The organism is Shewanella sp. (assembly GCF_051658185.1).
In the GTDB taxonomy this organism is placed as follows: Bacteria; Pseudomonadota; Gammaproteobacteria; order Enterobacterales; family Shewanellaceae; genus Shewanella.
The window spans coordinates 1-24199 of sequence record NZ_JBOFMC010000298.1 but is presented as its reverse complement, the minus strand read 5'-3'; the positions used below and the strand labels follow the sequence as shown (position 1 = coordinate 24199).

Below are 24199 nucleotides of genomic sequence, written 5' to 3'. Positions count from 1 at the left end.
AGATGATCGATCCGAAACCGATTTTTAAGCTCTGCGGCTGTATCGAACGGGATACTCTTAGCAGTGGCAGAGGCATTAACAGGGACAGGTTGCCGTTGTGGAGCCTGTTTTTGTGTTTGAGCCTGAGTGGCTGTTTGAGTCAGATCTTGTGTTTGAGACAGCGTTTGTGTTTGGGCCTGAATGGCTGTTTGAACCTGAGTTTGTGCCGCTTGGCTGGAATGTCCTTGCGCCAAACTCTCGGGCGCGCTTGCCGCCAATGCCCAAGTACTCCCAAACGCATAACTCAAGGCCAATGTCGCGATAGACAGTAAACGCGTCGCCCGCGGCCGCCTTGGCACAAGCCCTAAGCCCAGACGATATAGATTGGTATGGCGCGGTATCTTCATCACAGACTATTATCCTCTCCAGAGGCATTTCCCTGATTTTGCGACTAAATCAAGCCGTTGTTCATGCTGTACTATTTCATCGGCCGATGCGCTGATCACTTTAAGATTAAGTGAATGAGGTGCAAAACGTTGGATCCCGCCCGCCTCTTGCCCAGCCTCCTCATTGGTTAAATTAAACTTAGTTTGCCCGCCGGTCATGGTTAAATAAACGTCGGCAAGGATCTCGGCATCGAGTAATGCGCCGTGATACTGGCGCCGGGAGTTATCAATACCATAACGTTTACACAGGGCATCAAGGTTATTTTTTTGCCCTGGATGTAAAAACTTGGCGATCTCTAAGGTGTCTAAGATGTCACAGATCTCGGCGGTTTTTGGCCCTTTAACCGGCAAGAGTGCAAACTCATGATCCATAAAGCTAACGTCGAAGCTTGCGTTATGGGCAACAATTTCAGCGCCATGGATAAATTCAATAAATTTATCAGCAACTTGATGGAAGCGCGGCTCATTTGCGACCCTCTCATCAGTAATACCATGCACTGCAATCGCTTCCGGATCGATTGCTTGCCCAGGATTGATATATTGATGGAAATAACGCCCTGTTAAACGGCGGTTGACCACCTCCACACAACCTATCTCGATAATTCGGTGGCCTAAATAAACGGCACCACTGCCTTGGTTCATACCGGTGGTTTCGGTGTCCAGAATGATCTGGCGGCTGGCGTTTGAGATAATATTCATACTTTTATGGGCTTCTTATGACGATTTTTAGTTATACTCGGCCGAAATTCACGGCTATGGTAACAACTCGATGACTGAACTAAAACTGATCCACATTTTTACCGATGGCTCTTGCCTCGGCAATCCTGGCCCCGGGGGCTATGGCATTGTAATGAATTATAAGGGGCATACAAAGGAGCTGTCCGACGGTTTTGCACTCACAACCAATAACCGCATGGAATTATTGGCACCTATCATCGCCCTTGAAAGCCTCAAAGAACCTTGCAAAGTGGTATTGACCAGCGATAGCCAGTATATGCGTCAAGGGATCATGACCTGGATCCATGGTTGGAAAAAAAAGGGCTGGATCACCGCAAACCGTACGCCGGTTAAAAATGTCGACCTATGGAAACGTTTGGATAGTGCCTCGCAAATTCATCAGATTGATTGGCACTGGGTCAAGGGGCACGCAGGCCATGCCCAAAATGAACGCTGCGATGTACTGGCTCGCAGCGCTGCCGAAGCCAAGCCAACACAAATCGATACAGGTTACCAACCCTAGACTCTAGGCGGGCAGCGACACAGCATTTAGCCCGCTAGCGGAGTAAAAAGTGACGACAAAATTGCACAAACGCCTGCCCTAATCCTGTTGGCTGGCGACTCTTATGGGTAATACGGTAAAATTGCCGCTCTAGCACTAAGCCTTCGATGGTGATCAGCGCCAATTCTTTATAGGCGATATCCTTCTCGAGGGCCAGAGCGGATAATACTCCAAGGCCGGCGCCTTCCTTCACCGCCAGTTTGATCGCATCCGAGGTCGTAAAGCAGAATTTTGCCTCTGGCTGCATATCCAATTCATTGGCCGCATTGATAAAATACTCTCTGGTGCCTGAACCTTCCTCACGCAGTACCCAAGGTTGGCCCTTTACCGCAGCAGGTTGCACGGTTTTCCCCGCTAAAGGATGCTCAGGATGGCAAAACACCAACAAACGATCCTTATGCCAAGCCTCTATATTTAAACGATTATCGGTACAATATCCCTCGATAAAACCCATTTCAGTCCGAAATTGAGCAACCGACTGGATCACCTCTTGGGTATTAGTAATCGCCACATCGACATGGGTTTGCGGATGTTGCTGACAAAAAGCCACCGCCGCCCGCGCTAATAAATAATTGCCGATAGTAGAACTGGCACTCACACTTAACTGCCCGGCGAGCAAGCCGTCTTGACCAGTAAAAGCCTGCTCGATTTGCTCGACCCGATGTAACACATCGGTGGCGAGGGGTAACAACAAATTGCCTTGAGAATTAAGGAGTAAGCGATTGCCTATGCGCTCAAACAAGCGGGCATCGAGTTGTTTTTCTAATTCGGCTAATGCCATCGAGGTGGCTGGCGGCGACAGGTTGACTTGCTCTGCCGCTTTAGCGACTTGGCCACTGCGCGCAACCGCTTCAAATACGGCAAGTTGTCTTAAGGTAATTCGCATATTGGGTTATGGTATCCTTTTACTTAAGTTCAATGCCCAGAAGAATGCCCTGAACGGCCGGCACTCGGCGCGGTGGTCCACTGGGGTTGCAACACTTTACGTTTATCGCGAATGGGGGTCAGCGGCGATTCTAATTTACGTGCGACAATAAGGTATAAGCTACCGGCACTGGGTAGCCAAGAGGCTAATGTTTGTTGAAGAATCCGGCCATCGCTAAGCTCGCCCATCAAAGGGTGGTACACCAAACGCTCGTCACTGACCACTTGATATCCCAACAGCCCAAGCCAATCGCGCACCCGAGATGGCATAAAAAAGCGCCCATTCCAAGGCAAGCGTTCTTGATATTTAGGCCATAATTTACCTAAAAAGGCGGGGCTCAACGGATTAAATCCCACGATAAACAAATAGCCACCAGCGATCAGTATTCTGTCGGTTTCACGCAGAATGCGGTAAGGATCAGGCTCAAACTCTAATAGTAAACTCATCACCACGGCGTCAATCACGCCATTTTGCAATGGCAAATTCGCCAGTTCGCCAATCATCGACGCTTCTTGATGGCTCGCAAGGGAAAAATGATGCGCAACCGGAGACGCCATGCTGGACAGCGCCGCACTAAGCGGGCCAAGCTTGAGTAAATGATAACCAAACACCCGCGGCCACCAAGGCGCTAACTGCTCGGCAACCGCCTGCTGCAATGCCTCACCATTGGGCAAATCCTCCCATTGCTGAGGTTTTTGCTCAGTACAGAAATACGACACTCAAACCTCCCTTATTGCGGTTTTACTCGCCAATCGTCACCCATATGCCTGCTCTGGCCGCTGTGCTATCAAATATATTCATCTCAAAACCAATTAAACGAAAAAAATATTCACATCAAATGGCCTGAGATAAGCATCCAGCGGCGACGTCCAAGACCCATACACCCAAAGAGTAAAGATCGCCAAACGGAATCGACTGATGGATAATAACCCTATCTTCTCAATAAAATACAGCCACAGGCAGCAGCATGCTTACTATAACAGCGATACCAGCCTTTAATGACAATTATATCTGGGTATTACAACAAGACGCTGTGCCCTATGTGTATGTTGTCGACCCTGGTGATGCCAGCGTGGTGACCGATTATCTTGAGCTCCACGGCCTTACACTGGCAGGGATTTTACTCACCCATCACCACGCCGACCATACCGGCGGCGTCCCAGCCTTAGTGGAATATGCAAAGCAAACAGGCGCGGCTCCACTTAAGGTCTATGGACCACATAATGAATCCATTGTCGGGCTCAATGTCCCCCTTGATCCCACAACAACGGCGCATTGTTTATTGCCCTACCTACCGCATCCCGTACAGCTTCTTAGCCTACCGGGGCACACTGCCGGCCATATCGCCTATGTGATAGAAGATAACGTATTTTGCGGCGATACCCTCTTTAGTGCTGGGTGCGGCCGGGTATTTGAAGGCTCACCTGCCCAAATGCACCAAGCCCTGAGTCGCTTGGCCACGCTCCCAAATCACACGAAAGTGTACTGCGCTCACGAATATACCCTGGCGAATCTGCAATTTGCCCTGAGGGTCGACCCCGACAATTGCGCCCTGCACGCCTATGCCAAACAAGTGGCCGCCCTGCGTGAGCAAGGACGAGCGAGCATTCCCTCAACCATCGCATTGGAGCTCACTATCAATCCCTTTTTACGGACGGATAAATCAGAGATAGTTAACAGCATCAAACAACATTTTAACATGCAAGACACTCAGCATTTAGATGAACTCACCTGTTTTACCCTGCTCCGACAGTGGAAAAATATTTTTTAGTAAAACATCACTCTTTCAGTCTGAAATTTATGACGTTTTTTCACCTGTACCGCAGCTAACTCCAGGATGAAGCTAGATTATGTGCGATATTTAACGGACAAGACGGAAAAGATCCCCTAAAATGGCGCGTTTTTGCGTGAAAACTTTGCGCACTGCATCGCCAGTAACCTTTATTAATCAAAAGGTTACAAAACACTATTGTGTTAAGTCGTACCATGGCTATGCACTAACAGAGGATTACCGTTTTTCATGAGAGTATCGCTTTATATTGCCGTAGGTGGATTTGCCCTACTCGCAGGCTGTCAGACCTTCGACCAACATGAGCTGCCAGAGGCCAATGCGCAACCCGTTGCCATCGAACAATCTGCGCCGCCATTTTATCTGGCCGCTGAGCCTGAATCTGCCGAAATTACCGATATTTGGGAAAGGATCCGTCAAGGCATGCAACTGCCCGTGCCGGATCAAAAACTGGTCAATCAGTACCGTGATTGGTACATTAAGAATCCTAAGCATCTGGAAATTATTTCAGAGCGCGCCACCCCTTACATGTATTTGATCGTCGAAGAGCTTGAAAAGCGCCATCTGCCGATCGAAATTGCACTCCTGCCCATTATTGAAAGTGCCTTCGATCCTTCTGCGACGTCTCCCAATGCGGCCTCGGGTCTTTGGCAAATGACCCCTCGGACAGCCAAGTATTTTGGCCTCGAAATGAACCGCTGGTATGACGGTCGCCGGGATGTGCCCGCCTCGACCATCGCGGCGTTAGACTTACTCGAATATCTCTATGAAAAAACCAATAACAATTGGTTATACGCGCTTGCGGCCTATAATACCGGTGAATCGCGCGTTCTGAACGCGATTAAACGCAACGAAAAGAAGGGACTCGATACCGATTTTTGGTCACTGGATCTGCCTAAAGAAACTGAGCGCTATGTCCCACGTTTGCTCGCGCTGGCCGAAGTGATTAAAAATGCCGATGAATATGGCATCTCCTTGGCGCCAATTGATAATAGTCCTTCCATCGAAGTCGTGGATATCAGCAATCAAATAGATCTGTCTATGGCCGCATCGCTAGCGAATATGACAACCCGTGAGCTGCAAGAGTTAAACCCAAGCTATAAGCACAAGGCAACCTCACCATTAGGGCCGCACACCTTAGTATTACCGATCGATAAATCGGAAGAATTTAAGAAAGCACTCGCAGAAACTGAAAATGATATTCGCGTGAGTTGGCTACGCTACACCATTAAACCGGGTGACAGCATAGGTAAGATTGCACAAGAACACCATACCAGTGTCGCGGCGATCCGTGCCGCAAATGGCATGAAAAATAATACGATTGTAGCGGGTAAGCATTTAGTCATTCCGGTCTCGGCCGATGATAAACAGCTCTATGCACAATCCACTGCCCAAAGCTTACCGAAAAAAGCGAAGTCAACGGCGAGCAGTAAGCTGACCCATCAAGTCCAACCCGGTGATACCCTGTGGGAAATTGCGCAGCGCTATAAGGTCAGCGTTAAACAATTACAGGCTTGGAATCGCTTAGACAGCCATGCCAAATTAACATTAGGGCAAAAACTGGCGGTATTAGCGCCGCAAGCCCCGGCCTCGCCACCCGCTGGCCGTACCGTCAGCTATAAGGTCAAATCTGGCGACACCCTTGCACGGATCGCCGGTAAGTTTAACGTCTCTGTGGCGGAATTGTTGGAATGGAATAGCCTCAAATCCTCACAACTTATTCAACCTGGACAGATACTTAAGTTAGTTGTGGATGACAGCAAATTAAACGCTTAAACGCAATGTTCGCCAACGCTTAAGTGCCATGCCGAGGAGAGCTTAGCGCCACAACGTAAACGGGCTGCAAAGCCTGTATTCAACGTGACGCGCTAACCGTTAAGCGCCGAGCCACTGAAACAAGAGAAACGACTGAAACAATAATAGCGCCCTAGGGCGCTATTATTGTTATGGACACTTAACGGAGGTTCTCTTATTAATGCGTCATTTAAGGTTGCACCGTTAACGGCAACACCACCGGCTGCAGCGCCACACGATTATCCGCTAAACTTCTTGCCATAAAACGCGCCTCTAATCTTGCCCCAGTTGCCGGAATCGCCGCCAGCGCCTTTAATGGGATAACGAATGTTACCGTCAGTGATTGCCCCGGGCCAAGGCGGCTTTGACGTAACGCTTGGGTAAAGCGCATTTCATTAGACCAGGCCCAGAGCCGTTGCCCTTGAAGGGTCATCAACCACAGATCGGCCGTCATACCAGAATCATATTGCAAAGCCACGGGGTAAGCATGGGGATTGTTGACAGTCAAAGTAACACTTAAGGGAACGCGCGCACTCACCACACCATCTCCTGCAGCCAAGGTCAATGTGCCTTGCAACAGCTCCGAATTGTCAATTGCAGCCATGGCATTGCCTCCTACGACATTGATATCTGGCCTATGATCCTGCTGAGCGCTGATAATGGAAAAAGGCTGCTCGGCCGAGACGGCGCGCGTCAAACACAAGGGCAAGACAAGTGCCCACATCACACTTTTAGCAAGGCGCCTGCCCCATAATAAAATATCCATCCCCATCAAAAACCACCTAGTTTTTTCAATAATGAATCCTTAAGTTTGTCCTTAACTTTGTTCGTTTCTTGCTGTAACTGCTGATTGAATAACGCTTTAGTATCCAGTTTATACTCAGGATGTTGTAAGGTGCCTGTGATCATCAACGGAATGGTCACCCCTGCAGGCTTGGGCTGAGCAGCACTTTGATTGTTAAGGACATTTATTAGGCTGGCGGCCAATTTATAATCCAACTTATCATTCAATATGTTAGCTGTACCCTTACCCGTAAGCTGTATCAAAGGCGACACGACCACTAAGTCCGGGTTGGTCAATATGCCATTATCGAGGAAGAAGGTGCCGCTAAGCCGAGAAAAGTCTGTTTTAGCTTGTCCCTTGGGCGCTGGCGCGGCTCCTGTCACTGTGGCATAAGCTTGGCGCAGCATGTGTGCCAGATCGACCCCATAGAGTACTCCGTCACGGATCTCCAGTTGCCCATTGGCCACTAAATGTGGCTTTACGTGTTGCATCACTAAACTGCTGCCACTCCCTTTAAGATGGAAGGTCGCCGTGCCAGCCAACCCATCCACATCGGCGGCATCCTTCAGTAAGGGATGCAGCTGCACATCAGTTATTTGCTTATCAAATTGATAGGTTGCCGGGGAGCGGCGTCCATCGACTCGTGCCTTAGCCAGCAGCCTACCTTGATAGAGATCCGCCGTCAGTGATGATATGTCTAGCACGCCATGCTCAACATTGAGCTGCAACTGCAGATTTTGCATCGCCAACTTAGCGTACTTAACGGCGGTCGCTGCCAAGGTCAACTGCAAATCAAAGCGCGCTAACCCACTGAGATCCGGCTCTTTTGGCGCAGGGCCGGATAACTCCGTGCTCGCCCCTTCCTCTGCTGACGCCGCACTTGGCAGCAGCTTATCTAAAAGCAGCTCATCGGTTTGCATGACCACAGTAAACTTTGGTACTGGCGGGGCATAATTGAGCGTCAAGGTGCCTGCAGCCTGAAGATCCCCAACGCTCAGTTGACTGATCTCTGCGCTTAACTGCTTTTTATCTAAAGCGATTTGGCTCGTTAACTTAATGACGCTCGTGAGTGGGTTAGCTTGGAGAATGTCCGCTGCCACTGCCGTCGTCATCGTCAAGTTATCCACCACGACTAACGCCAGATCCCGGCTCACGTTAAGCTCACCTGCGCCAACACTTCGCAGATTCATATCAGACGTAAGATATTGACCTTTAAAAGTAAAGGAAGCAAACGTCCCAAGCGAAAATCCATGTAAAGTAAAACGCTCCAAGGCCAAGGTCTGCGATTGGCCTAAAAGCGCATCCTGCCGATGGATTTGCACGTTTGTTATTGAAATATCTTGAATATCAATTCTAGCAAGCTCGGGGCCCTTTACCCCTTCCTTAGGTTCCGCCGCTGACGCTGTTATACCATTAGCATTCCCCGTTGCTTTGGTTTTGGCTTTGACATCTTGTGCTATCAGCCCATCAAAACTGCTGCGCCCATCCTTGCCCGTGACCAAATGCATCACCACGCCGTCTAGGCTCAAACGCACCACCTCAATTTTCTGGCTCAGCAGCGGCCGTAAGGCGACCTCAAGCATCGCCACCTTGATATCCAGCATAGGTTGAGGCGTCAGCCCTGCCGGGTTAGACAACGTCACCCCATTGAGCTGGATCCCTAACACTGGCAAAAAGGTCCATGACAGTTGATTGCTGATCACCAAATCACGGCCCGTTTGCTGTTTTACTCCGTTGATGATCTCCGCTTTAAGCGTATTAGGGTCAAAAAATACCGTCAGATACAAGGTGACAGCCACGACTAAGCTGACCACGCTCGCCAATAACCACTTAAGCAGTTTCATAACATATCCTCCGTCAAGGGTTACCTGCGAATGTGAGGCTTAATCGACTATGGCCAGATCCAGCGGCGCATCACTGACAGCGACCCCATTTTTATCAGCATACACCATCATGCCAGGCACCACCGTCACGCCGCCCATGTCAATCGGCACATTTATCTGCCCTTGATTGAGTCTTTCAGTCTTGATAGGCACAGCACCTAGCGCGCATACTCCTAGGGCAAAGGTCGCCATGGTACCCACATCACGCACATAGCCATTAATAATGACCCCTTGCCAACCGTTGTCGAGGGCACTCTTGGCAATTAAATCCCCCATTAATGCCCGCCGAGAAGAAGCGCCGCCATCCACCACGAGCACTTTACCTCGACCATCGGTTGCCAGCAGTTCTTTAACCTTAGAGTTATCTTCAAAACACTTAACCGTCACCGCCTCCCCCCAAAATACTGACTTCGCGCCATAGCTGTTCAATGCCAAGGGAACTAAGGTGAGCTTAGTCGGGTAGTGATCAAATAAATCAGGCAATAGATCAAGCATTTGTGGCTCCTAAGTGGTGAAAACTTTAGACTACTCATTATTGTAGACGGCAACAAGTCAAAACCCATGACATGATTTTTTTTATTTCCTTTACCAATCTAAAGCCTTGGTGAATATTGGCATTCACACTATAATCTGCGATAGTAAACGACCTAAGATAACCGCTTAGGTCTTCACCTGAGTGATACATCCACGACATTCCTACACCTTTTGTTATAAAGCGAAAATTACATGACTACTGATCTTGATTTACAGAGTGCCATCGCCGCTCTTGATGAATATGGATATCAAAAAAAAGTTTCAACGGATCTGGAGCAGGCGCGTAACAAACAACAGATGGGAAAATATATTAAGTCCCTTGACTATAGCCTGCGGCGATTATTGATCTTACAAGAAACGGTTAATGAACTCGTTGAAGAGAAAAAGCAGCAATTGGCGCAGCAAGAAAATATTCAAACCTTCAAGACAAAAATTATCAACATTTCGAGAGAGTTTAACATTTCCTATGAGGATGTGTTAAACCAAATGGCGCAATCTACCAGCAAAAAATAATGTTATATCTGACGCGTGAATAACGAGTTTTTCTTAACGATCTCGCGTCCTATAACAGCCTCTTGAATAAAACGGTTTGAGTCACACTAGAGCTTTTAAAATAACCCGCCATTAAAGATGCCAGCTGTGATGGCGATTCTTCATATGACGATGTTAAAGCGTAAAGCTATTATTCATGCCGTTTTAGCAACCTTTTCATGTTGTCGCCAGTGACCATCAATAACATGACGCCAATATCTACAACCTTAAAACTCGGTCATGATATTGGCGTCATCGTTTATATTACGTCGCCAATGTTATTTCGCCTTCTGTTGCATCAATTGCCGAATATATTTCACCGGTGCACTGCCATAACTTAAAAAGTCTTCGTGGAAAGTTTTAAGATCAAAGTTCTGACCGTTTGCCTTTTTATACTCTTCTCGGAAATCATAAATCTCACGATAACCGGCGTAATAACTGGTGAGTTGCACTTGGCTTAAGGTTGCGCGGCGCCACTTGCTCTCGGCTTCGGCTTGCTGCTGAAAGGCTTCATCCATCATCAAGGCCAGTGCTTCTTGTTCAGTCATTCCTTTCACATGAATGCTGTAATCTAAAATGGTGTTACATATTACCCTCAGGTTCCATTTATAGTACATTAGCCACATTTCAGGCTCAAAGTTACCATAACCTTCTTCGAGCATCATACGTTCGGTGTATACCGCCCAGCCTTCCACCATGGCGCCATTACCAAATAAACTTTTAATCAGGCTTGGCGACTCATTAGAATACACCAATTGGGTATAATGGCCGGGGATCGCTTCATGAATATTGAGGATCTGTAAAATCCAATGATTATATTCACGCAAATAACTTTCAGCAGACTCATCACTCATACCATCAAGTGGGGTCACATTATAATAGGTATTGCCTAATTTTTCATACGGGCCAGGAGCACTAATAGAAGCCCCTGCAAAGCCACGCATGTATTCCGGCGTTTCGCGCACGACTAATGGCTTTTTAGGATCGAGTGTCAATAGCGCTTTTTGGTTAACAAAGTCAACCAATTCGGGGATTTGCTTACGCACTTCATTTACAAATACATCGCGTTTAACATGCTTAGCGGATAATTTATCAATTAACTGGCGGATGGCAATTTTATTATCTGCAGGTTTGGCAGTGGTAAAATATTTTGGCCAAAGCTTTTCGGTTAACACGGTCATTTCCGCTTGCACTCTTGCCTTATCCGCCAAGGCTTTTTCATAGAGTTGTTTTGCGGTCATGCCGGCTTGAATGTCAAAGGCAAATTTTTGTTCGTATAATGTTTCGCCAATTCTAAAACTCCGCGCGCCTTCCTTTTTAAGCTGGGAGACTTGTTTGGTTAACCAACTAATATGGCCATTGATAGCAACGATCGCCGCATCAAAACGCGTCTTAAATAATGCCTTTTCTTGCTCAGTTAAGCCTGAATTGGCCACTTGTTTTAATAAATCGTCGGAAAATACCGCAAACGCTCCTTGATTTTGCATGAGGGCAAGTTCGGTATGTTCCAGGGTGGGATCATGAATATTGGCCTGCGCGGCCGCATAATATGCAGGAATATTTTCCATCCGCGCCAATACCGAACGTAATCTGTCATCTAGAGGGGCAAAATTTTCATTGATGATCTGGGCAAAACCGCCTGCCACATTATAGCTAGAAGGATCCCACTGCCAGCTTTTAAAGGTGGTGATTTCAAAAGCCATGCTCGCCAATAAATTATGAATCAAATGGTAATCAATCAACTCATTAGCACTAAGTGACTTAGGCTCAAACTTACCTAAGGCAGCCTGTTGAGCTTTAACAAAGGCGAGGGTTTTATCACGACTGGCGTCATCGGGGATCTCAAGATAACCATCATTAACATGCTTACCACTATAGAGAGCCCAAGTGGGTGATAACGTCCACAGCGCATCAATAAAGTTATCACTAAATTGAGCAAAGGTTGTCGTTGGCACTGTGGTTGCCACTGGTAAGTCTGTGGAACTGGACTGGGACTGGCAGCCAGCAACGGCTACGAGGGATAACACTATCGCAAGGGAAATCGAGGTTTTCTTCATTTTATTTCGTCCTTTTTATGTTGCTACTGACACGCGAGCCAAATATCGAACCTGTGAAACAGCGATTGAGCACACCGCACTCAAGCCATTAAAATGCGGATAAGTTAATCACATTGACTGAATAATTACAGCTGCGCAGTCATTAAATACATGAGTGGTTACAAATTTGCACCAAAACTCACGCCTAACTGACATATAAAAGGATCTGTCATTATTGTATTGGCGCATAAAAGCAATTTGCCAAATTGATTTCAGCTAAATCGGCTGATATTCGCCATTTCTGCACGACTGCCTGCTATAATATCGGCCTGCTTCGCTGTTAAGACGAACTTAACAGTTTGCCCATAACTGATTGATTTGAGACATCTCATGCCATTTTCCAAACTCGGATTAAGCGACCCCATTGTCAAAGCCATTACTGAACTTGGTTACGTTAACCCAACACCAATTCAAGCTAAAGCGATCCCAGTGATCCTCAGTGGCCAAAATGTCCTCGGCGCCGCCCAAACGGGCACGGGTAAAACCGCCAGCTTTGTCCTGCCACTATTAGAACGATTCGCCAACTGCCCCAAAATTCGCCCCAAACGCGTACGAGCCATCATCCTGACGCCAACCCGCGAGTTGGCGCTGCAGGTTGAGCAAAATATTACTCAATACGCTAAATATCTGCCGCTTAGCGCCATGGCAATGTACGGCGGTGTCGATGCGACACCCCAAAAAAAACGGTTAATTGAAGGCGTTGATATTTTGGTGGCGACGCCAGGCCGATTACTCGACATGTATACCCAAAGGGCCATTCATTTCGATGAAGTCTCAGTGCTGATCTTGGATGAAGCCGATAGAATGCTCGATATGGGATTTATCGATGAGATCAATAAGATCATCGAGAAATTACCCCATGAAAGACAAAATCTGCTGTTTTCAGCCACACTATCAAAGCAAGTGCGCGCATTAGCAAAAACAGCCGTTAACCATCCCATTGAGATTGAAATTTCTAAAGATCTTGCAGCACCGCAAATCGAGCAGTGGCTCACAACGGTAGATAAAGATAAAAAATCGGCATTATTAAGTTACCTCATCAAAGAGCAAGCCTGGGATCAAGCCTTAATTTTTATCCAGACCAAACACGGCGCCGCCAAATTGGTCAGTCAACTTGAAAAACGAGACATTAAAGCCGAAGCCTTCCACAGCGGTCGGAGCCAAGCGGTGCGTGAGCAGCTGTTAGCTGAATTTAAATCCGGTAAACTGCCATTTTTAGTCGCAACCGGTGTCGCCTCGCGCGGCATTGATATCGATGCCCTCACCCGTGTAGTGAACTATGATTTGCCAGACGAAGCAGATGATTATATTCATCGAATTGGTCGCACCGGTCGCGCGGGAGAACAAGGTGAAGCGCTATCTTTAGTGTCAAAGGATGATTTTAAAAATCTCTGTGCTATTGAGCGCCGCCTTGGCCATATCATCGCGCGTAAAGCCTTCCCCGGCTTTGAACCCAAAAAGCCTGTGCCAATTTCAATCCTCGATTTTGTGCCTAAAAATAAACCGCCCAAGGCGAACACGCCCAAAGCCAATGTGCAAGCGCCGTTTGCTCGCACAAAAGAGGGCACCTTTGAAGCCGCCAAAGCTAAACAACATCGCAGCGCCAAATCCAAGCCCGCTTTAACTGCAGCGCCAAAAGCCACCGATAAGCCGGTTCGGCGCTCAAAGCCGACAAGCCCGCCGGCGCAAGGCGAAACCGGCCAACCGTTTAACCCTTGGTTAGCTGGGCCCAAATCTCACTAATTGCCACTACAGAAGCGAATATTATGATTATTTTGAGTACGAACGTCGGTGATATTAGCATCGAACTTGATTTTGAACGCGCGCCCGTCACGGCAAAAAACTTTATGCGTTATTGCCAAGAAGGCTTTTATGAACACACCATTTTTCACCGAGTGATTAAAGGCTTTATGATCCAAGGGGGTGGCTTTACCGCCAAAATGCGCGAAAAGCCCACTCATGATCCTATCGTTAACGAAGCCAATAAAGGGCTATCCAATACCTTAGGCACGATTGCCATGGCGCGCACCGATGCACCACATTCTGCGACCGCGCAATTTTTTATCAATACGGCAAATAACGACTTTTTAGACCATAGCGCGCCGACCAATAACGGCTGGGGCTATGCCGTATTTGGCAAAGTGGTTGCCGGACTTGATGTGGTGCAGCGAATTGAAGGGGTAAAAACGACCACGGTTGCTGGCCATGAAGATGTGCCCCGTGAGCCAATTATCATCGAAAAAGTCACCATTATTGCTTAACGGCAACCAAGTGCACCACAGGATTTCAGCACTTGATATCAATTAAGTGCTGAAGCGGATCTCAATGCTCTGGACTGAACGCGTAAGCGCTCCTGCCGATACGTCATTCCATTCCACGAAACACTCCGCGTAAAACACGCTTCGTAAAACAATTCTTATAAAACAATCCTTTTAAAACCATCCCAGTAGCGATGACAGCTGCCGGGACGATTTGTCTCATGGTTCAATCCATATCCTTGAGCGGCCATAACACGATATGATCTTCAATATCCTTCACTCTGCGCTCATCGATAACCTTGTCTTGAACAGACATGCCCGCCAGATGCATCGCCGCCTTCGAGCCTGTCAGTAAAGGGTGCCAACTCGGTAATGTCCGCCCCGTCGCCAAACGGCGATAAGCGCAGCTATCAGGTAACCATGTCAGTTCATTGATATTATCAACGGTGATGACGGTGCATTGTGGCACATGGGTAAAACGGTCACTGTAAGACTGGCAACTTGCGCTGTGATGATCGAGCAACAAGCAAGCCGCATTGGTGTAATACAGCTCTTCGGTTTCATCGTCGATCAATTTATTTAAACAGCATTTGCCGCAACCATCACAGAGGGATTCCCACTCTGCTGATGTCATTTGTGCTAGTGTCTTACTCTGCCAAAACGCCATATTCGCCCATTTATTCCCAATAAAAACCCTACAATATGGGCCATTGTACCCTAATTGTTCGGCGAGACTAACAGCCTTGGCCGTAAATGCCCAATCGAGATCGCAAAATCCACCTCATCTTAATCAGTGAGATTGAGCCTGTCCTTAAAGCCGACTCCGGCACAGACACTCAGCACAACGGTCCCAGACAGGGCTAAAGCGCTTAATCTTTAATCCCAAGACTTTGTTTATGCTCGCTCAATAAATTGATCTGTGGCGGTGGAATTTGTAAGTAATACCCCTGCTCAGCCAACGCAGCTCTGACCTTAGCAATATCGGCCATGCCTAATGTCTCACGTTTAATGAGAGGAAACACCATCACTAACTGCGGCACACCAAACATGTCCAGCAACGCGTTAGGGACATCATCAAAACAATCTCTTTTCTTCACAAATAAATAGGTATCGGGCTTTCGAGCACTTTTATAAACAGCACATAGCATAAGAGTATAAATATCCAATAGTTCAAACTTGCCAGTCAATGGGGCACACTATAACATGGTCACCTAGTAATTTAATTGCAAAATCAGCGAACCGACTGATGATTTCTGGAGAAGAGTGCCGGGATGTTAAAACCTAGCCTGGAGTTAAAAGGCGCTTCTTTTACGCTTTCAGTACTTCATATTAATAGTAGTGACTTACATGCTGTCATGGCCGAACTAGATAGCAAACTGGCGCAAGCCCCCCAATTTTTTCTGGGCGCGCCTTTGGTCGTCAATCTCAGTGCCATACAAGATAACCATTTCAATTTAGGCTTATTAAAAGAGTTATTGCTCTCTCGCCAGCTGGTTATTGTAGGGATCACCGGTGCCACCAGCGTGCTAAGCCATCAGGCAAAAGAGCTCGGACTCGCCATCGTAAAGGCGGGCAAACACACGACTCAGGCGCCCCCTCCCCCGCGCCAAACAAAAATCCTTCGGCAAAATATTCGCTCAGGCCAGCAGGTCTATGCAAAAAATGGCGATTTAATCATTTTTGGCGCAGTAGGTAATGGCGCGGAAGTGATTGCAGATGGTAGCATTCACATCTATGGCGCATTAAGAGGCAAAGCCATGGCGGGCGCATCGGGCGATCCTACCGCCGTGATCATCGCTCATGCCCTTGAGGCCGAGTTGGTTTCAATTGCTGGACGGTATTGGCTCGCTGAAAATTTACAACAACATAGTTCAGATAAAAGCGGCTGCATTCGCCTAGAAGGCGAGTCGCTGATGGTCGAATCATTGCCCCTCTAAATGGCAGAAAAAAGGATAGAGAGAAATATGGCACAAATTATTGTTGTCACTTCAGGTAAAGGCGGTGTGGGAAAAACCACATCGAGTGCTGCTATTGCCACTGGACTTGCCATGCAAGGCCACAAGACTGTCGTGATCGATTTTGATATCGGTTTACGAAACTTAGATTTAATCATGGGCTGCGAGCGCCGTGTGGTATATGACTTTGTTAATGTGATCAATGGCGAAGCCAACCTCAATCAAGCCCTGATCAAGGACAAACGCTGCGAAAAACTATTTGTGTTACCCGCATCCCAAACCCGCGATAAAGATGCACTCACAAAAGAGGGTGTCGGCCGCGTCCTTGATGATTTAGCCAAAGAATTTGAATTTATTATCTGTGATTCTCCAGCGGGGATCGAACAAGGTGCCATGATGGCCCTGTATTTTGCCGATATCGCCATCGTTACGACGAATCCTGAAGTGAGTTCAGTACGCGATTCGGACCGTATCCTTGGGATCCTCCAAAGTAAATCTCGCCGCGCAGAGCTCAATTTAGAGCCCATCAAGGAGTTCTTACTGCTCACGCGTTATTCCCCAAGCCGCGTCAAATCAGGGGAAATGCTCAGTGTCGATGATGTTAAAGAAATCCTCGCCATTGAGTTATTAGGGGTGATCCCAGAATCACAATCCGTGCTCAAGGCCTCTAACTCTGGCGTGCCAGTGATTATTGATCAAGAGAGTGATGCAGGCCTGGCTTATAGTGACACCGTCGCGCGTTTATTAGGGGAAGATGTCCCTGTACGCTTTATTACAGAAGAGAAGAAAGGTTTCTTACAACGAATATTTGGTAGCTAATTATGTCTTTACTCGACTACTTCAAAAGCAGAAAAAAGCCTAGCACAGCGGTAATGGCAAAAGAGCGTTTACAAATTATTGTGGCCCATCAACGGGGCCAGCGGGATACTCCTGACTATTTCCCGCAGATGAAACAAGAAATTATTGCCGTGATCCGTAAATATGTGCAGATTTCAGATGACCAAGTGTCAGTGCAATTAGATCAAAACGACGATAATCTGTCGGTACTTGAGCTGAACGTCACTCTGCCTGACCGCTAAACGTGCCAGTAAGGCCATTCTCCTTAACGGATGGCCTTACTTGGATGATAGATAATCGGCCCGAGAACCACTGCGCTCACTCGAATCGCGCGCAGTTATTCCACTCCCGCAAACCGCGCGCTCATCACCTAGGTATCTCTTAACTAAAAACCTAAACACCTCTTAACTAAAACACTTAAGCAGCTAAAGCGTGATTAACATGCGCAGTACCAGCATGCTGGACCAACACTGCGCGCTACAGCACGAGTTGCTCAAGGGCTTGGGCGGCTAGCTCAGCACGCCAACCGCATAACACTGTCGGTAAACTGCCCCGTTGCTCATTCCAACGCCATTGCAGATATTCGTGAATATGCCGTTTGGACGCCAACATCTCCTGTGGCACACCGTGGTGTTCACACAGTTCGGTCAAGCAGGTCTTCACCGTCTTAAATGCTGATTTATAACCCGGTTTTAAGGCTAATACATCCACTAATTCAGGTAAATTGACCAGATCCGCGGTTTGCATGATCCGCAGGATGTCTTTGGCGTGAATGCGCTTCTCTTGCTCTGTCAAATCGTTGAGTTTAATTAACTCGCCTATGGTTTTCGGTTGTTTTTTAGCAAGCGCAATTAAGCCATGATCTTTTATCACAAAGCCGAGAGCAAGATCGCGCGCCAGCGCCTTTTCCATACGCCACTTGGCCAACACCTTCAGATAGGCCAATTGGCGCTCATTCAATTGAAAGGCATTTTTAACTTTTAAATAGGCAGTATCCAGATCGGGAGGCGCTAACCGTCCCTCGGTCATCCGCTCTCCCTCCTCGTATAACCAAGCTAACCGCCCCTCGGCGTGCAGCTTAGCTTGCAGCTGTGGATAGAGTTGATGCAGGTATAGCACGTCATTGGCTGCATAGGTCAGCTGCGCTTGGGTTAATGGGCGGTGCATCCAATCTGTGCGGGATTCACCCTTATCAATCACTTCATCAAGGCAGGTTTCAACCAGCTTAGCATAACCCAAACCATGGCCCATGCCGCATAGCGCGGCAGCGATTTGGCTATCAAACAGTGGCAACGGCTGGCACTGGCCATAATGGGCAAATACTTCTAAATCTTCACTACAAGAATGAACAAGTTTGACGATAGTGGGATCCGCCAACAAGGCCCAGAACTGCGACAGATCGGCTATTGCCACAGGATCAATCAAGGCCAAGGTCTTACCATCATAGGCTTGAATTAAACCTAACTTTGCGTAGTAAGTACGGGTACGGACAAACTCGGTATCTAACACGAGTAGCTTACTTTGTTGATATTGAGCAACGAGGGCATTAAGGCTCGCCTCATCACTCACATACTGAAACACTGACAAAATATTCTCCAGGCCGGTGGGGGCAATCACAGGCGATAAAAACAAAAGCCGGCACATTTGCCGGCTTTAATCCTACGCGCGCTTGACTTCGTCTCTAAGCTCTCGTCGTAAGATCTTACCCACGTTGGTTTTAGGTAACTCATCCCTAAATTCTACCAGCTTTGGTACTTTATATCCCGTTAAATGAATACGGCAATGCTTAATGATGTCCTCAGCGGTTAAGCTTTTATCTTTAGTGACCACAAACACCTTCACTAATTCACCGCTGGCATCATTTGGCACGCCCACCGCGGCGACCTCAATCACCTTAGGATGAAGCGCAACGACCTCTTCGACTTCATTGGGGAAAACATTAAAACCAGACACTAAAATCATGTCTTTTTTACGATCAACAAGATAAAAGAATCCCTTTTCATCCATATAACCAATGTCACCGGTGGCGAGCCAGCCGTCTTTATCAATGACTTTGGCAGTCTCCTCTGGCCGCTGCCAATAACCTTTCATCACCTGCGGGCCTTTACCGAACAATTCACCCGTTTCACCTTGGGCCAACACCTTACCCTCATCATCACGCACTTGGATCTGAGTTGAAGGCGCGGGGAAACCAATCGAGCCATTGTAGCCGGCCAAATTATAAGGGCAGCAGGTTAATAAGGGCGAGGCTTCCGTTAAACCATAGCCCTCAAGTAAACGAGTTTTGGTGATCCGTTGCCATTTGTCAGCCACCGCTTTTTGCACGGCCATACCACCACCAATGGACAATTTTAAGCGACTAAAGTCCAACTGAGCAAAGTCTTCACTATTGACCAACGCATTAAACAAGGTATTTACCCCAGTTAACGCAGTAAATGGATAACTTTTAAGCTCCGCAATAAACGCGGGAATATCCCGAGGATTTGTGATCAGCAAGTTTTGGCTACCCTTATGCAAAAACAGTAAACAATTCACTGTTAAGGCAAAAATATGGTAAAGCGGCAGCGCAGTTACCACCATTTCAGTACCATCATTTAAGGCTGGCGAATAAGCGCCATTGGCCTGCAGCACGTTTGCCACCACATTGCGATGGGTAAGCATGGCCCCTTTTGAGACCCCTGTCGTCCCACCGGTATATTGCAAAAAGGCTAAATCATCCTTGTCTATCATCGGTTTGACATATTGCATGCGCCGCCCGCGCGACAAGGTATCGCGTATCGACAGTGCATGGGGCAAATTGTATTTAGGCACCAGTTTTTTTATATATTTAACCACAAAGTTAACTAAGGTGCGTTTTGGGGCGCTCAGTAGATCCCCAAGTCCAGTGATAATCACGCTTTCAACAGGCGTTTGATCAACCACTTCTTCTAGCGTGCGCGCAAAATTTGAGACCACGACGATCGCTTTGGCACCGGAGTCAACGAGCTGATGCTTCAACTCTCGGGGGGTATAAAGAGGATTGACGTTAACCACGACCATCCCTGCACGCAAAATACCAAAGAGTGCAATGGGATACTGCAATAAATTGGGCATCATCAAGGCGACACGATCGCCCTTTTCAAGCTTTAATTCATTTTGCAAATAGGCCGCAAATGCTCGGCTACGCTCTTCTAATTTACGGTAGGTAAGCATGGCGCCCATGTTGATGAACGCTGGTTGATCCGCATATTTGGCCACCGCGGTCTCGAACATATCGACAAGGGATGAATACTGATCCGCATTGATTTCAGCAGGCACATCTTTTGGCAAATGATTAATCCATGGTTGGTCCACAACTTTCTCCTAAATCCCCACAACTGCGGAAACGGCACACTTATCACCGTCAACATTCGGTAAATACCGAATTAAAATACCGACTTACATTTATTGTTATTGATTAGCTCGTCAAAATCATACGAGCGTTTAAATTTGATCATCATCACATAAAAAACACAAAAAACCTAGTGTCTTTTTACATCCACACACCCCATCATGACATAAATGCATCAACCAACTTTGCTACCGTCTTGGCATTGCCCATATGTACATGGTGATCGCCATCAATAATATGTTCTGACAATCTCTGGAACCAATTGCGCGCCTTGGGTAAGGCACTTTGCAATTGGCTAAAACCCTGTTTGCCACAAATGAGTAAGGTATTCACTGCAATATCCTGCATCAAGGCATCAACTTGCGCAAAGCTCAAACGTTGCGGCGAGTCCAATTTCAAACGTGGATCGGTTCGCCATACTATGCCGCTCCCAAAAGGCTGCATGTTGCGCTCAAGCAACAATTGACACCAAGGTTCGGCTAGGCCAGTCAAATGGGCCCTCGCCTTCACCGCGCAGTCGATATTGTCGTAGATTTTTATCGGCTTATGCTTTTGGGCTAAATATTTTTCATGCTGATAAAAACTTTTGCGCAATCTGGCCTTAGCCTGATCTGGCGCTTCAAACAATGGACTCAATGCTTCTATCAATATGAGTTTATTCACATTTTCTGGAAACGCCGCGGTATAAGCCGCGGCAACGATGCCGCCGAGGGAATGGCCGATCAATGCCACGGGTTTTTGTGATAAAACCCCAAGTAAGGCATCCAAATCATAGAGATAATCAATCCAATGCAGCGGATAATGTCCAGGCCGATGCTGGGAAAAACCGTGCCCCGGCCAATCAATGGCCAATACTTGATACTCGCTTAGGTATTCTGCCAGCGGCTGAAAGCTGTTGGCGTTATCTAACCAGCCATGTAATGCCAAGATTAGCGGCTTGTCCTTCGCCCCCCATAAACAGCCCGTCAGTTTGATATGCGGTAATACAAACTCTATCTCATTTTTGGGGGCGAAAGATTGCCACATATTGCCTCTGTTGTCAGGTGATTAACGTGATTTTTTGATAAATTTTAAGGTCATCCGATCACTTTCCCCTATCGCTTGGTACTTTTCTTTATCAGTATCGCCCAAGGCTAAGGACGGTGGCAGGGTCCACACTCCTTTAGGATAATCTTTAGTATCCTTAGGATTAGCATTAATTTCTGAGGTTTGCGCTAAGGTAAATCCAGCCTTTTGAGCTAAGGCGATCACCGCATCTTGCTCCATGTAACCGCTACTCAAACTCATGCCTTTATTCGCTCTGTGCTCCACGACCCCAAATACCCCGCCGTCTTTGAGGACTTGATAGGAAGCCGCAAACACATTTTCCAGTTGATCCGCCATGGCCCAATTATGTAAGTTACGGAACGTTAGCACCAAATCGGCACTACCCGCTGCGCCAAGTTCCATCTTATATGGGGGATCAAAAGTCAGGATCTTTGCATTGCCTAACTGCGCTTTATTGGCCGTCATCCAACTTGCAAATTGGCTGCCCACTTTTGCCCGGTACTGAACTGCACGGGTCTGCATTGTGGGCGCAGTTTCAAAACTCGCGGCAATATACTGGCCTTGCTCAGCTAGATAAGGCCCAAGGATCTCGGCATACCAGCCGTTACCGGGCCACAATTCAATTACCGTTTGCGTAGGAGCAATGCCAAAAAAAGTTAAGGTTTGCGCAGGGTGACGATAGACATCACGGCTGCTATTTTTGCTTTGGCGAAAATCGCTATTAATGGCCTTATCTAACGCCTCATCCGCATAAACGCCTGCTGAGCCGAGGCTAATGGCGAGTATTGAAATAGCTAATGTGACTCTTTTCATTATTGTTCTCCTTAGATATAGATGGCTTAACCTAACAGCCAGCGCTTAAAAATCCAAGGAATTGGCAAATTTTTTGTCACACTCTGACAACATGCTGTGATTTGTCGATAGCCCCTATCCCACTGGGAAAACGTTAAAAACCTATCGATGGCCCCTTAGTGCCTTGCATTGATCGTGGCCTTAAGCGAAACATTGACCGAAGCATTAACCACACGTCGCCAGGTCAACCATAACGCTAAGCCGCTCGTTAATAACCAGAGACCAACCCAAATCCATGGCGGGACCCAAGAATACTGGGCTAACAACACCGCATCCCCTTGTCCATCAAGCCCAAATAATGCCGTTGGGCTTTCGAGTGCATTAAGCATGATCATCAGGCCAATAATACGCAGACCTTGGGTCAACCCCTTATTTTGACTCAACTTTAACGGTAATAAAAATAAAATAGCGAGCACCACTAAGATGGCTAAGGTTAACATATCCCGGCCCCAAAGCAGCGCAGTTACACTCACTAAAGCCCCCAGTGAGGCAAAACTGAGCCGGATCCCTTTTGGCCAAGTGGCCAATAAATAGATCAGATAACCCCAACAAGCAGCGCCAAAATACCCTGCAAAGCCAATCACTAACGGTAAGCCTCCTTGACTAAAACAAAAGCCAGCCCCGTTAGGAAAGAGCTGAATATGGCTGACAATGCCATTGGTCAGTAGCGTCGCTAACGCATGGGATAACTCATGAAAATAGCTCTCAAGCCATTTAAACGGCAAACTGATATAGGGGATCCTAGTGAGTAATAAGGCTAGCACCAACTCAAGCACAAATACCCGGCGCCGAGGAATACCCACGGCTCCCCTCTCATTACCCAGGTAAGACCGGGAGCCTGAGCTGCCCCGAGGTAAATCGGAGGGGTGATGAGAAAGCACGCCCTTAGGATCGCCAGATTGATGATCAGGCATAGATATCGATGCCAACCATTTGCTGAATTTCTTCACGCTTAGCCGCGTATTGCGTTTGGAGATACTGTGCAATCGCCCCGCGCTTACTGTGGGCCTCTTGCTCATATTCTATTTGAGGTGGCAACTGTGCAAGCAGTGCTTGTGGTGTGCGTTTGGCAACCGTGGTAACACTTGGCTGAACATTTTCATCGAGCGCCGCAGGCTCAATCACAGGATGCGACAATGGCGGGACTTGCAGCCCCGGTGCAACACTCGGCTTATTACTGGCGACCGAGTGAGTTAATGTCCTGTGGTTGAGATTAATCTGCATCAAGTTGCCTGCATATCAATGAATAGCGTTGAAGGATCGCTTGAATGTGACTTTCACTGTCAGTGCGTAGACGGTAAGTGTTAGGTTTACTCCATCTGCGCATGACACGTCAAGAGAACAGCCCCTTTGTATCGCGGTCAGTTTATGCTTGACCGTACCAACGCGTTAATCGCCATCGCAACCTCTCCCTGCGGCCTATTCGCGCCCAGGCAGTTTTTTCCAGGTTACGGTATCACGCAAATACACAGGTTCGAGGGCATCAACCGCGGTCGCCTGCCCGGCTTTAAGGCCTAGTTCAGCCAACGTGAGCATATAACGCGCATCAGGGTATTTTACGTCATCCAGTGTGACAATGCCTTGACCAAGCGTCAATAACTCGGGGTAAGCATCAAAACCTGTACCGCAGCCTACAATGGGCTTATTTGGATCTAACGCGAGGAGCAATGCTGAAGGCGCACTCACCACCTCAACGCCCACTAACGTCGCCACGCCATGGCGTGCAACAAATTGGCCCCAATACACTTCACCCATGCGGGCATCAATGGCACAGACGATCTGTTCAGCCCGGTGGACTGTTATCGCCATTTGCGCCATGGCCGCGAGAGTCGAAATCCCA

General features: G+C 47.6%; 26 protein-coding genes. 9 read left to right on the top strand and 17 right to left on the bottom strand.

Going from position 1 to position 24199, the window contains the following annotated elements:
• Both ACRCZA_RS11455 and dnaQ read right to left on the bottom strand, forming a co-directional pair.
• Positions 1 to 389, bottom strand: a 389-nt coding sequence (locus ACRCZA_RS11455; RefSeq protein WP_438674567.1) for a hypothetical protein, incomplete at its 3' end; no start/stop codon positions are given.
• A gap of 6 nt (positions 390 to 395) precedes the next feature.
• On the bottom strand, positions 396 to 1124 hold the full coding sequence (dnaQ, locus tag ACRCZA_RS11450) for a DNA polymerase III subunit epsilon (RefSeq protein ID WP_438674566.1): 729 nt from the start codon (positions 1122 to 1124) through the stop codon (positions 396 to 398).
• A 70-nt stretch (positions 1125 to 1194) separates the two neighbouring features.
• Here dnaQ and rnhA point away from each other — a divergent pair, with 70 nt between their 5' ends.
• Positions 1195 to 1665, top strand: coding sequence for a ribonuclease HI (gene rnhA / locus ACRCZA_RS11445; RefSeq protein WP_438674565.1), 471 nt, complete (start codon positions 1195 to 1197; stop codon positions 1663 to 1665).
• A gap of 34 nt (positions 1666 to 1699) precedes the next feature.
• On the opposite strand, the gene ACRCZA_RS11440 is transcribed toward rnhA, so the two are convergent.
• Both ACRCZA_RS11440 and ACRCZA_RS11435 read right to left on the bottom strand, forming a co-directional pair.
• Positions 1700 to 2590: a LysR substrate-binding domain-containing protein gene (locus tag ACRCZA_RS11440; RefSeq protein ID WP_438674564.1), complete on the bottom strand. Its 891-nt coding sequence runs from the start codon at positions 2588 to 2590 to the stop codon at positions 1700 to 1702.
• A 29-nt stretch (positions 2591 to 2619) separates the two neighbouring features.
• Positions 2620 to 3348, bottom strand: a complete 729-nt coding sequence (locus ACRCZA_RS11435; RefSeq protein WP_438674563.1) for a methyltransferase domain-containing protein — start codon at positions 3346 to 3348, stop codon at positions 2620 to 2622.
• 248 nt (positions 3349 to 3596) lie between these two features.
• On the opposite strand from ACRCZA_RS11435, the gene gloB reads away from it, so the two are divergent.
• Positions 3597 to 4400 carry a hydroxyacylglutathione hydrolase gene (gloB, locus tag ACRCZA_RS11430; RefSeq protein WP_438674562.1) on the top strand — a complete coding sequence of 268 codons (804 nt, stop codon included), beginning with the start codon at positions 3597 to 3599 and terminating at the stop codon, positions 4398 to 4400.
• A gap of 249 nt (positions 4401 to 4649) precedes the next feature.
• Positions 4650 to 6194 carry a LysM peptidoglycan-binding domain-containing protein gene (locus ACRCZA_RS11425; RefSeq protein ID WP_438674561.1) on the top strand — a complete coding sequence of 515 codons (1545 nt, stop codon included), beginning with the start codon at positions 4650 to 4652 and terminating at the stop codon, positions 6192 to 6194.
• Between the two features lie 208 nt (positions 6195 to 6402).
• On the opposite strand, the gene ACRCZA_RS11420 is transcribed toward ACRCZA_RS11425, so the two are convergent.
• From ACRCZA_RS11420 to ACRCZA_RS11410, 3 genes are all read right to left on the bottom strand, one after another.
• A complete protein-coding gene (locus ACRCZA_RS11420) occupies positions 6403 to 6816 on the bottom strand; it encodes a BsuPI-related putative proteinase inhibitor (protein WP_438674560.1) in 414 nt (137 codons plus the stop codon).
• A 167-nt stretch (positions 6817 to 6983) separates the two neighbouring features.
• Positions 6984 to 8840 (bottom strand): AsmA family protein, encoded by a 1857-nt coding sequence (locus tag ACRCZA_RS11415; protein WP_438674559.1) that lies wholly within the window; start codon positions 8838 to 8840, stop codon positions 6984 to 6986.
• A 39-nt stretch (positions 8841 to 8879) separates the two neighbouring features.
• Entirely contained in the window at positions 8880 to 9374 is a 495-nt protein-coding gene (locus ACRCZA_RS11410) for a putative 4-hydroxy-4-methyl-2-oxoglutarate aldolase (protein WP_438674558.1), read from the bottom strand.
• A 231-nt stretch (positions 9375 to 9605) separates the two neighbouring features.
• Between ACRCZA_RS11410 and ACRCZA_RS11405 the strand changes: the two genes are divergently transcribed.
• The gene (locus ACRCZA_RS11405) at positions 9606 to 9926 is read left to right on the top strand and encodes a hypothetical protein (RefSeq protein WP_438674557.1); all 321 of its coding nucleotides are present in this window, start codon (positions 9606 to 9608) and stop codon (positions 9924 to 9926) included.
• A 296-nt stretch (positions 9927 to 10222) separates the two neighbouring features.
• On the opposite strand, the gene ACRCZA_RS11400 is transcribed toward ACRCZA_RS11405, so the two are convergent.
• Positions 10223 to 12001 carry a DUF885 domain-containing protein gene (locus ACRCZA_RS11400; RefSeq protein ID WP_438674556.1) on the bottom strand — a complete coding sequence of 593 codons (1779 nt, stop codon included), beginning with the start codon at positions 11999 to 12001 and terminating at the stop codon, positions 10223 to 10225.
• A 369-nt stretch (positions 12002 to 12370) separates the two neighbouring features.
• On the opposite strand from ACRCZA_RS11400, the gene ACRCZA_RS11395 reads away from it, so the two are divergent.
• Positions 12371 to 13783 carry a DEAD/DEAH box helicase gene (locus tag ACRCZA_RS11395; RefSeq protein WP_438674555.1) on the top strand — a complete coding sequence of 471 codons (1413 nt, stop codon included), beginning with the start codon at positions 12371 to 12373 and terminating at the stop codon, positions 13781 to 13783.
• A gap of 23 nt (positions 13784 to 13806) precedes the next feature.
• Positions 13807 to 14301 carry a peptidylprolyl isomerase gene (locus ACRCZA_RS11390; protein WP_438674554.1) on the top strand — a complete coding sequence of 165 codons (495 nt, stop codon included), beginning with the start codon at positions 13807 to 13809 and terminating at the stop codon, positions 14299 to 14301.
• A 223-nt stretch (positions 14302 to 14524) separates the two neighbouring features.
• Here ACRCZA_RS11390 and ACRCZA_RS11385 read toward each other — a convergent pair whose 3' ends face one another.
• Together ACRCZA_RS11385 and ACRCZA_RS11380 are read right to left on the bottom strand one after the other, a co-directional pair.
• Positions 14525 to 14965 (bottom strand): YcgN family cysteine cluster protein, encoded by a 441-nt coding sequence (locus ACRCZA_RS11385; protein ID WP_438674553.1) that lies wholly within the window; start codon positions 14963 to 14965, stop codon positions 14525 to 14527.
• 202 nt (positions 14966 to 15167) lie between these two features.
• Complete coding sequence (locus ACRCZA_RS11380; RefSeq protein WP_438674552.1) at positions 15168 to 15446, bottom strand: YcgL domain-containing protein; 279 nt, start codon at positions 15444 to 15446, stop codon at positions 15168 to 15170.
• Between the two features lie 123 nt (positions 15447 to 15569).
• On the opposite strand from ACRCZA_RS11380, the gene minC reads away from it, so the two are divergent.
• Genes minC through minE form a run of 3 tightly spaced genes read left to right on the top strand, consistent with a single transcriptional unit; the run spans position 15570 to position 17332 of the window.
• Positions 15570 to 16235 (top strand): septum site-determining protein MinC, encoded by a 666-nt coding sequence (gene minC / locus ACRCZA_RS11375; RefSeq protein WP_438674551.1) that lies wholly within the window; start codon positions 15570 to 15572, stop codon positions 16233 to 16235.
• A gap of 27 nt (positions 16236 to 16262) precedes the next feature.
• Complete coding sequence (gene minD / locus ACRCZA_RS11370) at positions 16263 to 17072, top strand: septum site-determining protein MinD (RefSeq protein WP_438674550.1); 810 nt, start codon at positions 16263 to 16265, stop codon at positions 17070 to 17072.
• Positions 17073 to 17074: 2 nt separating this feature from the next.
• A complete protein-coding gene (gene minE, locus ACRCZA_RS11365; protein WP_438674549.1) occupies positions 17075 to 17332 on the top strand; it encodes a cell division topological specificity factor MinE in 258 nt (85 codons plus the stop codon).
• Between the two features lie 235 nt (positions 17333 to 17567).
• Here the strand turns inward: minE and rnd are convergent, their stop codons facing one another.
• The 7 genes from rnd to tsaB form a co-directional block, all read right to left on the bottom strand.
• The gene (rnd, locus tag ACRCZA_RS11360; protein ID WP_438674548.1) at positions 17568 to 18677 is read right to left on the bottom strand and encodes a ribonuclease D; all 1110 of its coding nucleotides are present in this window, start codon (positions 18675 to 18677) and stop codon (positions 17568 to 17570) included.
• Between the two features lie 72 nt (positions 18678 to 18749).
• Positions 18750 to 20423, bottom strand: coding sequence for a long-chain-fatty-acid--CoA ligase FadD (gene fadD, locus ACRCZA_RS11355; protein ID WP_438674547.1), 1674 nt, complete (start codon positions 20421 to 20423; stop codon positions 18750 to 18752).
• A gap of 196 nt (positions 20424 to 20619) precedes the next feature.
• On the bottom strand, positions 20620 to 21486 hold the full coding sequence (locus ACRCZA_RS11350; RefSeq protein WP_438674546.1) for an alpha/beta hydrolase: 867 nt from the start codon (positions 21484 to 21486) through the stop codon (positions 20620 to 20622).
• A gap of 21 nt (positions 21487 to 21507) precedes the next feature.
• The gene (locus ACRCZA_RS11345) at positions 21508 to 22320 is read right to left on the bottom strand and encodes a class I SAM-dependent methyltransferase (RefSeq protein ID WP_438674545.1); all 813 of its coding nucleotides are present in this window, start codon (positions 22318 to 22320) and stop codon (positions 21508 to 21510) included.
• Positions 22321 to 22475: 155 nt separating this feature from the next.
• A complete protein-coding gene (locus tag ACRCZA_RS11340) occupies positions 22476 to 23273 on the bottom strand; it encodes a M50 family metallopeptidase (protein WP_438674544.1) in 798 nt (265 codons plus the stop codon).
• Complete coding sequence (locus ACRCZA_RS11335; RefSeq protein WP_438674543.1) at positions 23266 to 23583, bottom strand: hypothetical protein; 318 nt, start codon at positions 23581 to 23583, stop codon at positions 23266 to 23268. Before ACRCZA_RS11335 ends, ACRCZA_RS11340 begins: the two co-directional genes overlap by 8 nt.
• A 195-nt stretch (positions 23584 to 23778) precedes the next feature.
• A partial coding sequence (gene tsaB, locus ACRCZA_RS11330) for a tRNA (adenosine(37)-N6)-threonylcarbamoyltransferase complex dimerization subunit type 1 TsaB (protein WP_438674542.1) occupies positions 23779 to 24199 on the bottom strand: 421 nt, incomplete at its 5' end.

Bases quoted from the DNA above. Each gene is read 5' to 3' on its own strand.
- minE (WP_438674549.1), top strand. From the start codon at position 17,075: ATGTCTTTACTCGACTACTTCAAAAGCAGAAAAAAGCCTAGCACAGCG.
- rnhA (WP_438674565.1), top strand. From the start codon at position 1,195: ATGACTGAACTAAAACTGATCCACATTTTTACCGATGGCTCTTGCCTC.
- ACRCZA_RS11420 (WP_438674560.1), bottom strand. From the start codon at position 6,816: ATGGCTGCAATTGACAATTCGGAGCTGTTGCAAGGCACATTGACCTTG.
- ACRCZA_RS11340 (WP_438674544.1), bottom strand. From the start codon at position 23,273: ATGCCTGATCATCAATCTGGCGATCCTAAGGGCGTGCTTTCTCATCAC.
- ACRCZA_RS11440 (WP_438674564.1), bottom strand. From the start codon at position 2,590: ATGCGAATTACCTTAAGACAACTTGCCGTATTTGAAGCGGTTGCGCGC.
- ACRCZA_RS11410 (WP_438674558.1), bottom strand. From the start codon at position 9,374: ATGCTTGATCTATTGCCTGATTTATTTGATCACTACCCGACTAAGCTC.
- ACRCZA_RS11395 (WP_438674555.1), top strand. From the start codon at position 12,371: ATGCCATTTTCCAAACTCGGATTAAGCGACCCCATTGTCAAAGCCATT.
- gloB (WP_438674562.1), top strand. From the start codon at position 3,597: ATGCTTACTATAACAGCGATACCAGCCTTTAATGACAATTATATCTGG.
- ACRCZA_RS11415 (WP_438674559.1), bottom strand. From the start codon at position 8,840: ATGAAACTGCTTAAGTGGTTATTGGCGAGCGTGGTCAGCTTAGTCGTG.
- dnaQ (WP_438674566.1), bottom strand. From the start codon at position 1,124: ATGAATATTATCTCAAACGCCAGCCGCCAGATCATTCTGGACACCGAA.
- ACRCZA_RS11385 (WP_438674553.1), bottom strand. From the start codon at position 14,965: ATGGCGTTTTGGCAGAGTAAGACACTAGCACAAATGACATCAGCAGAG.
- minD (WP_438674550.1), top strand. From the start codon at position 16,263: ATGGCACAAATTATTGTTGTCACTTCAGGTAAAGGCGGTGTGGGAAAA.
- ACRCZA_RS11380 (WP_438674552.1), bottom strand. From the start codon at position 15,446: ATGCTATGTGCTGTTTATAAAAGTGCTCGAAAGCCCGATACCTATTTA.
- ACRCZA_RS11405 (WP_438674557.1), top strand. From the start codon at position 9,606: ATGACTACTGATCTTGATTTACAGAGTGCCATCGCCGCTCTTGATGAA.
- ACRCZA_RS11345 (WP_438674545.1), bottom strand. From the start codon at position 22,320: ATGAAAAGAGTCACATTAGCTATTTCAATACTCGCCATTAGCCTCGGC.
- ACRCZA_RS11425 (WP_438674561.1), top strand. From the start codon at position 4,650: ATGAGAGTATCGCTTTATATTGCCGTAGGTGGATTTGCCCTACTCGCA.
- minC (WP_438674551.1), top strand. From the start codon at position 15,570: ATGTTAAAACCTAGCCTGGAGTTAAAAGGCGCTTCTTTTACGCTTTCA.
- ACRCZA_RS11335 (WP_438674543.1), bottom strand. From the start codon at position 23,583: ATGCAGATTAATCTCAACCACAGGACATTAACTCACTCGGTCGCCAGT.
- ACRCZA_RS11390 (WP_438674554.1), top strand. From the start codon at position 13,807: ATGATTATTTTGAGTACGAACGTCGGTGATATTAGCATCGAACTTGAT.
- ACRCZA_RS11350 (WP_438674546.1), bottom strand. From the start codon at position 21,486: ATGTGGCAATCTTTCGCCCCCAAAAATGAGATAGAGTTTGTATTACCG.
- ACRCZA_RS11400 (WP_438674556.1), bottom strand. From the start codon at position 12,001: ATGAAGAAAACCTCGATTTCCCTTGCGATAGTGTTATCCCTCGTAGCC.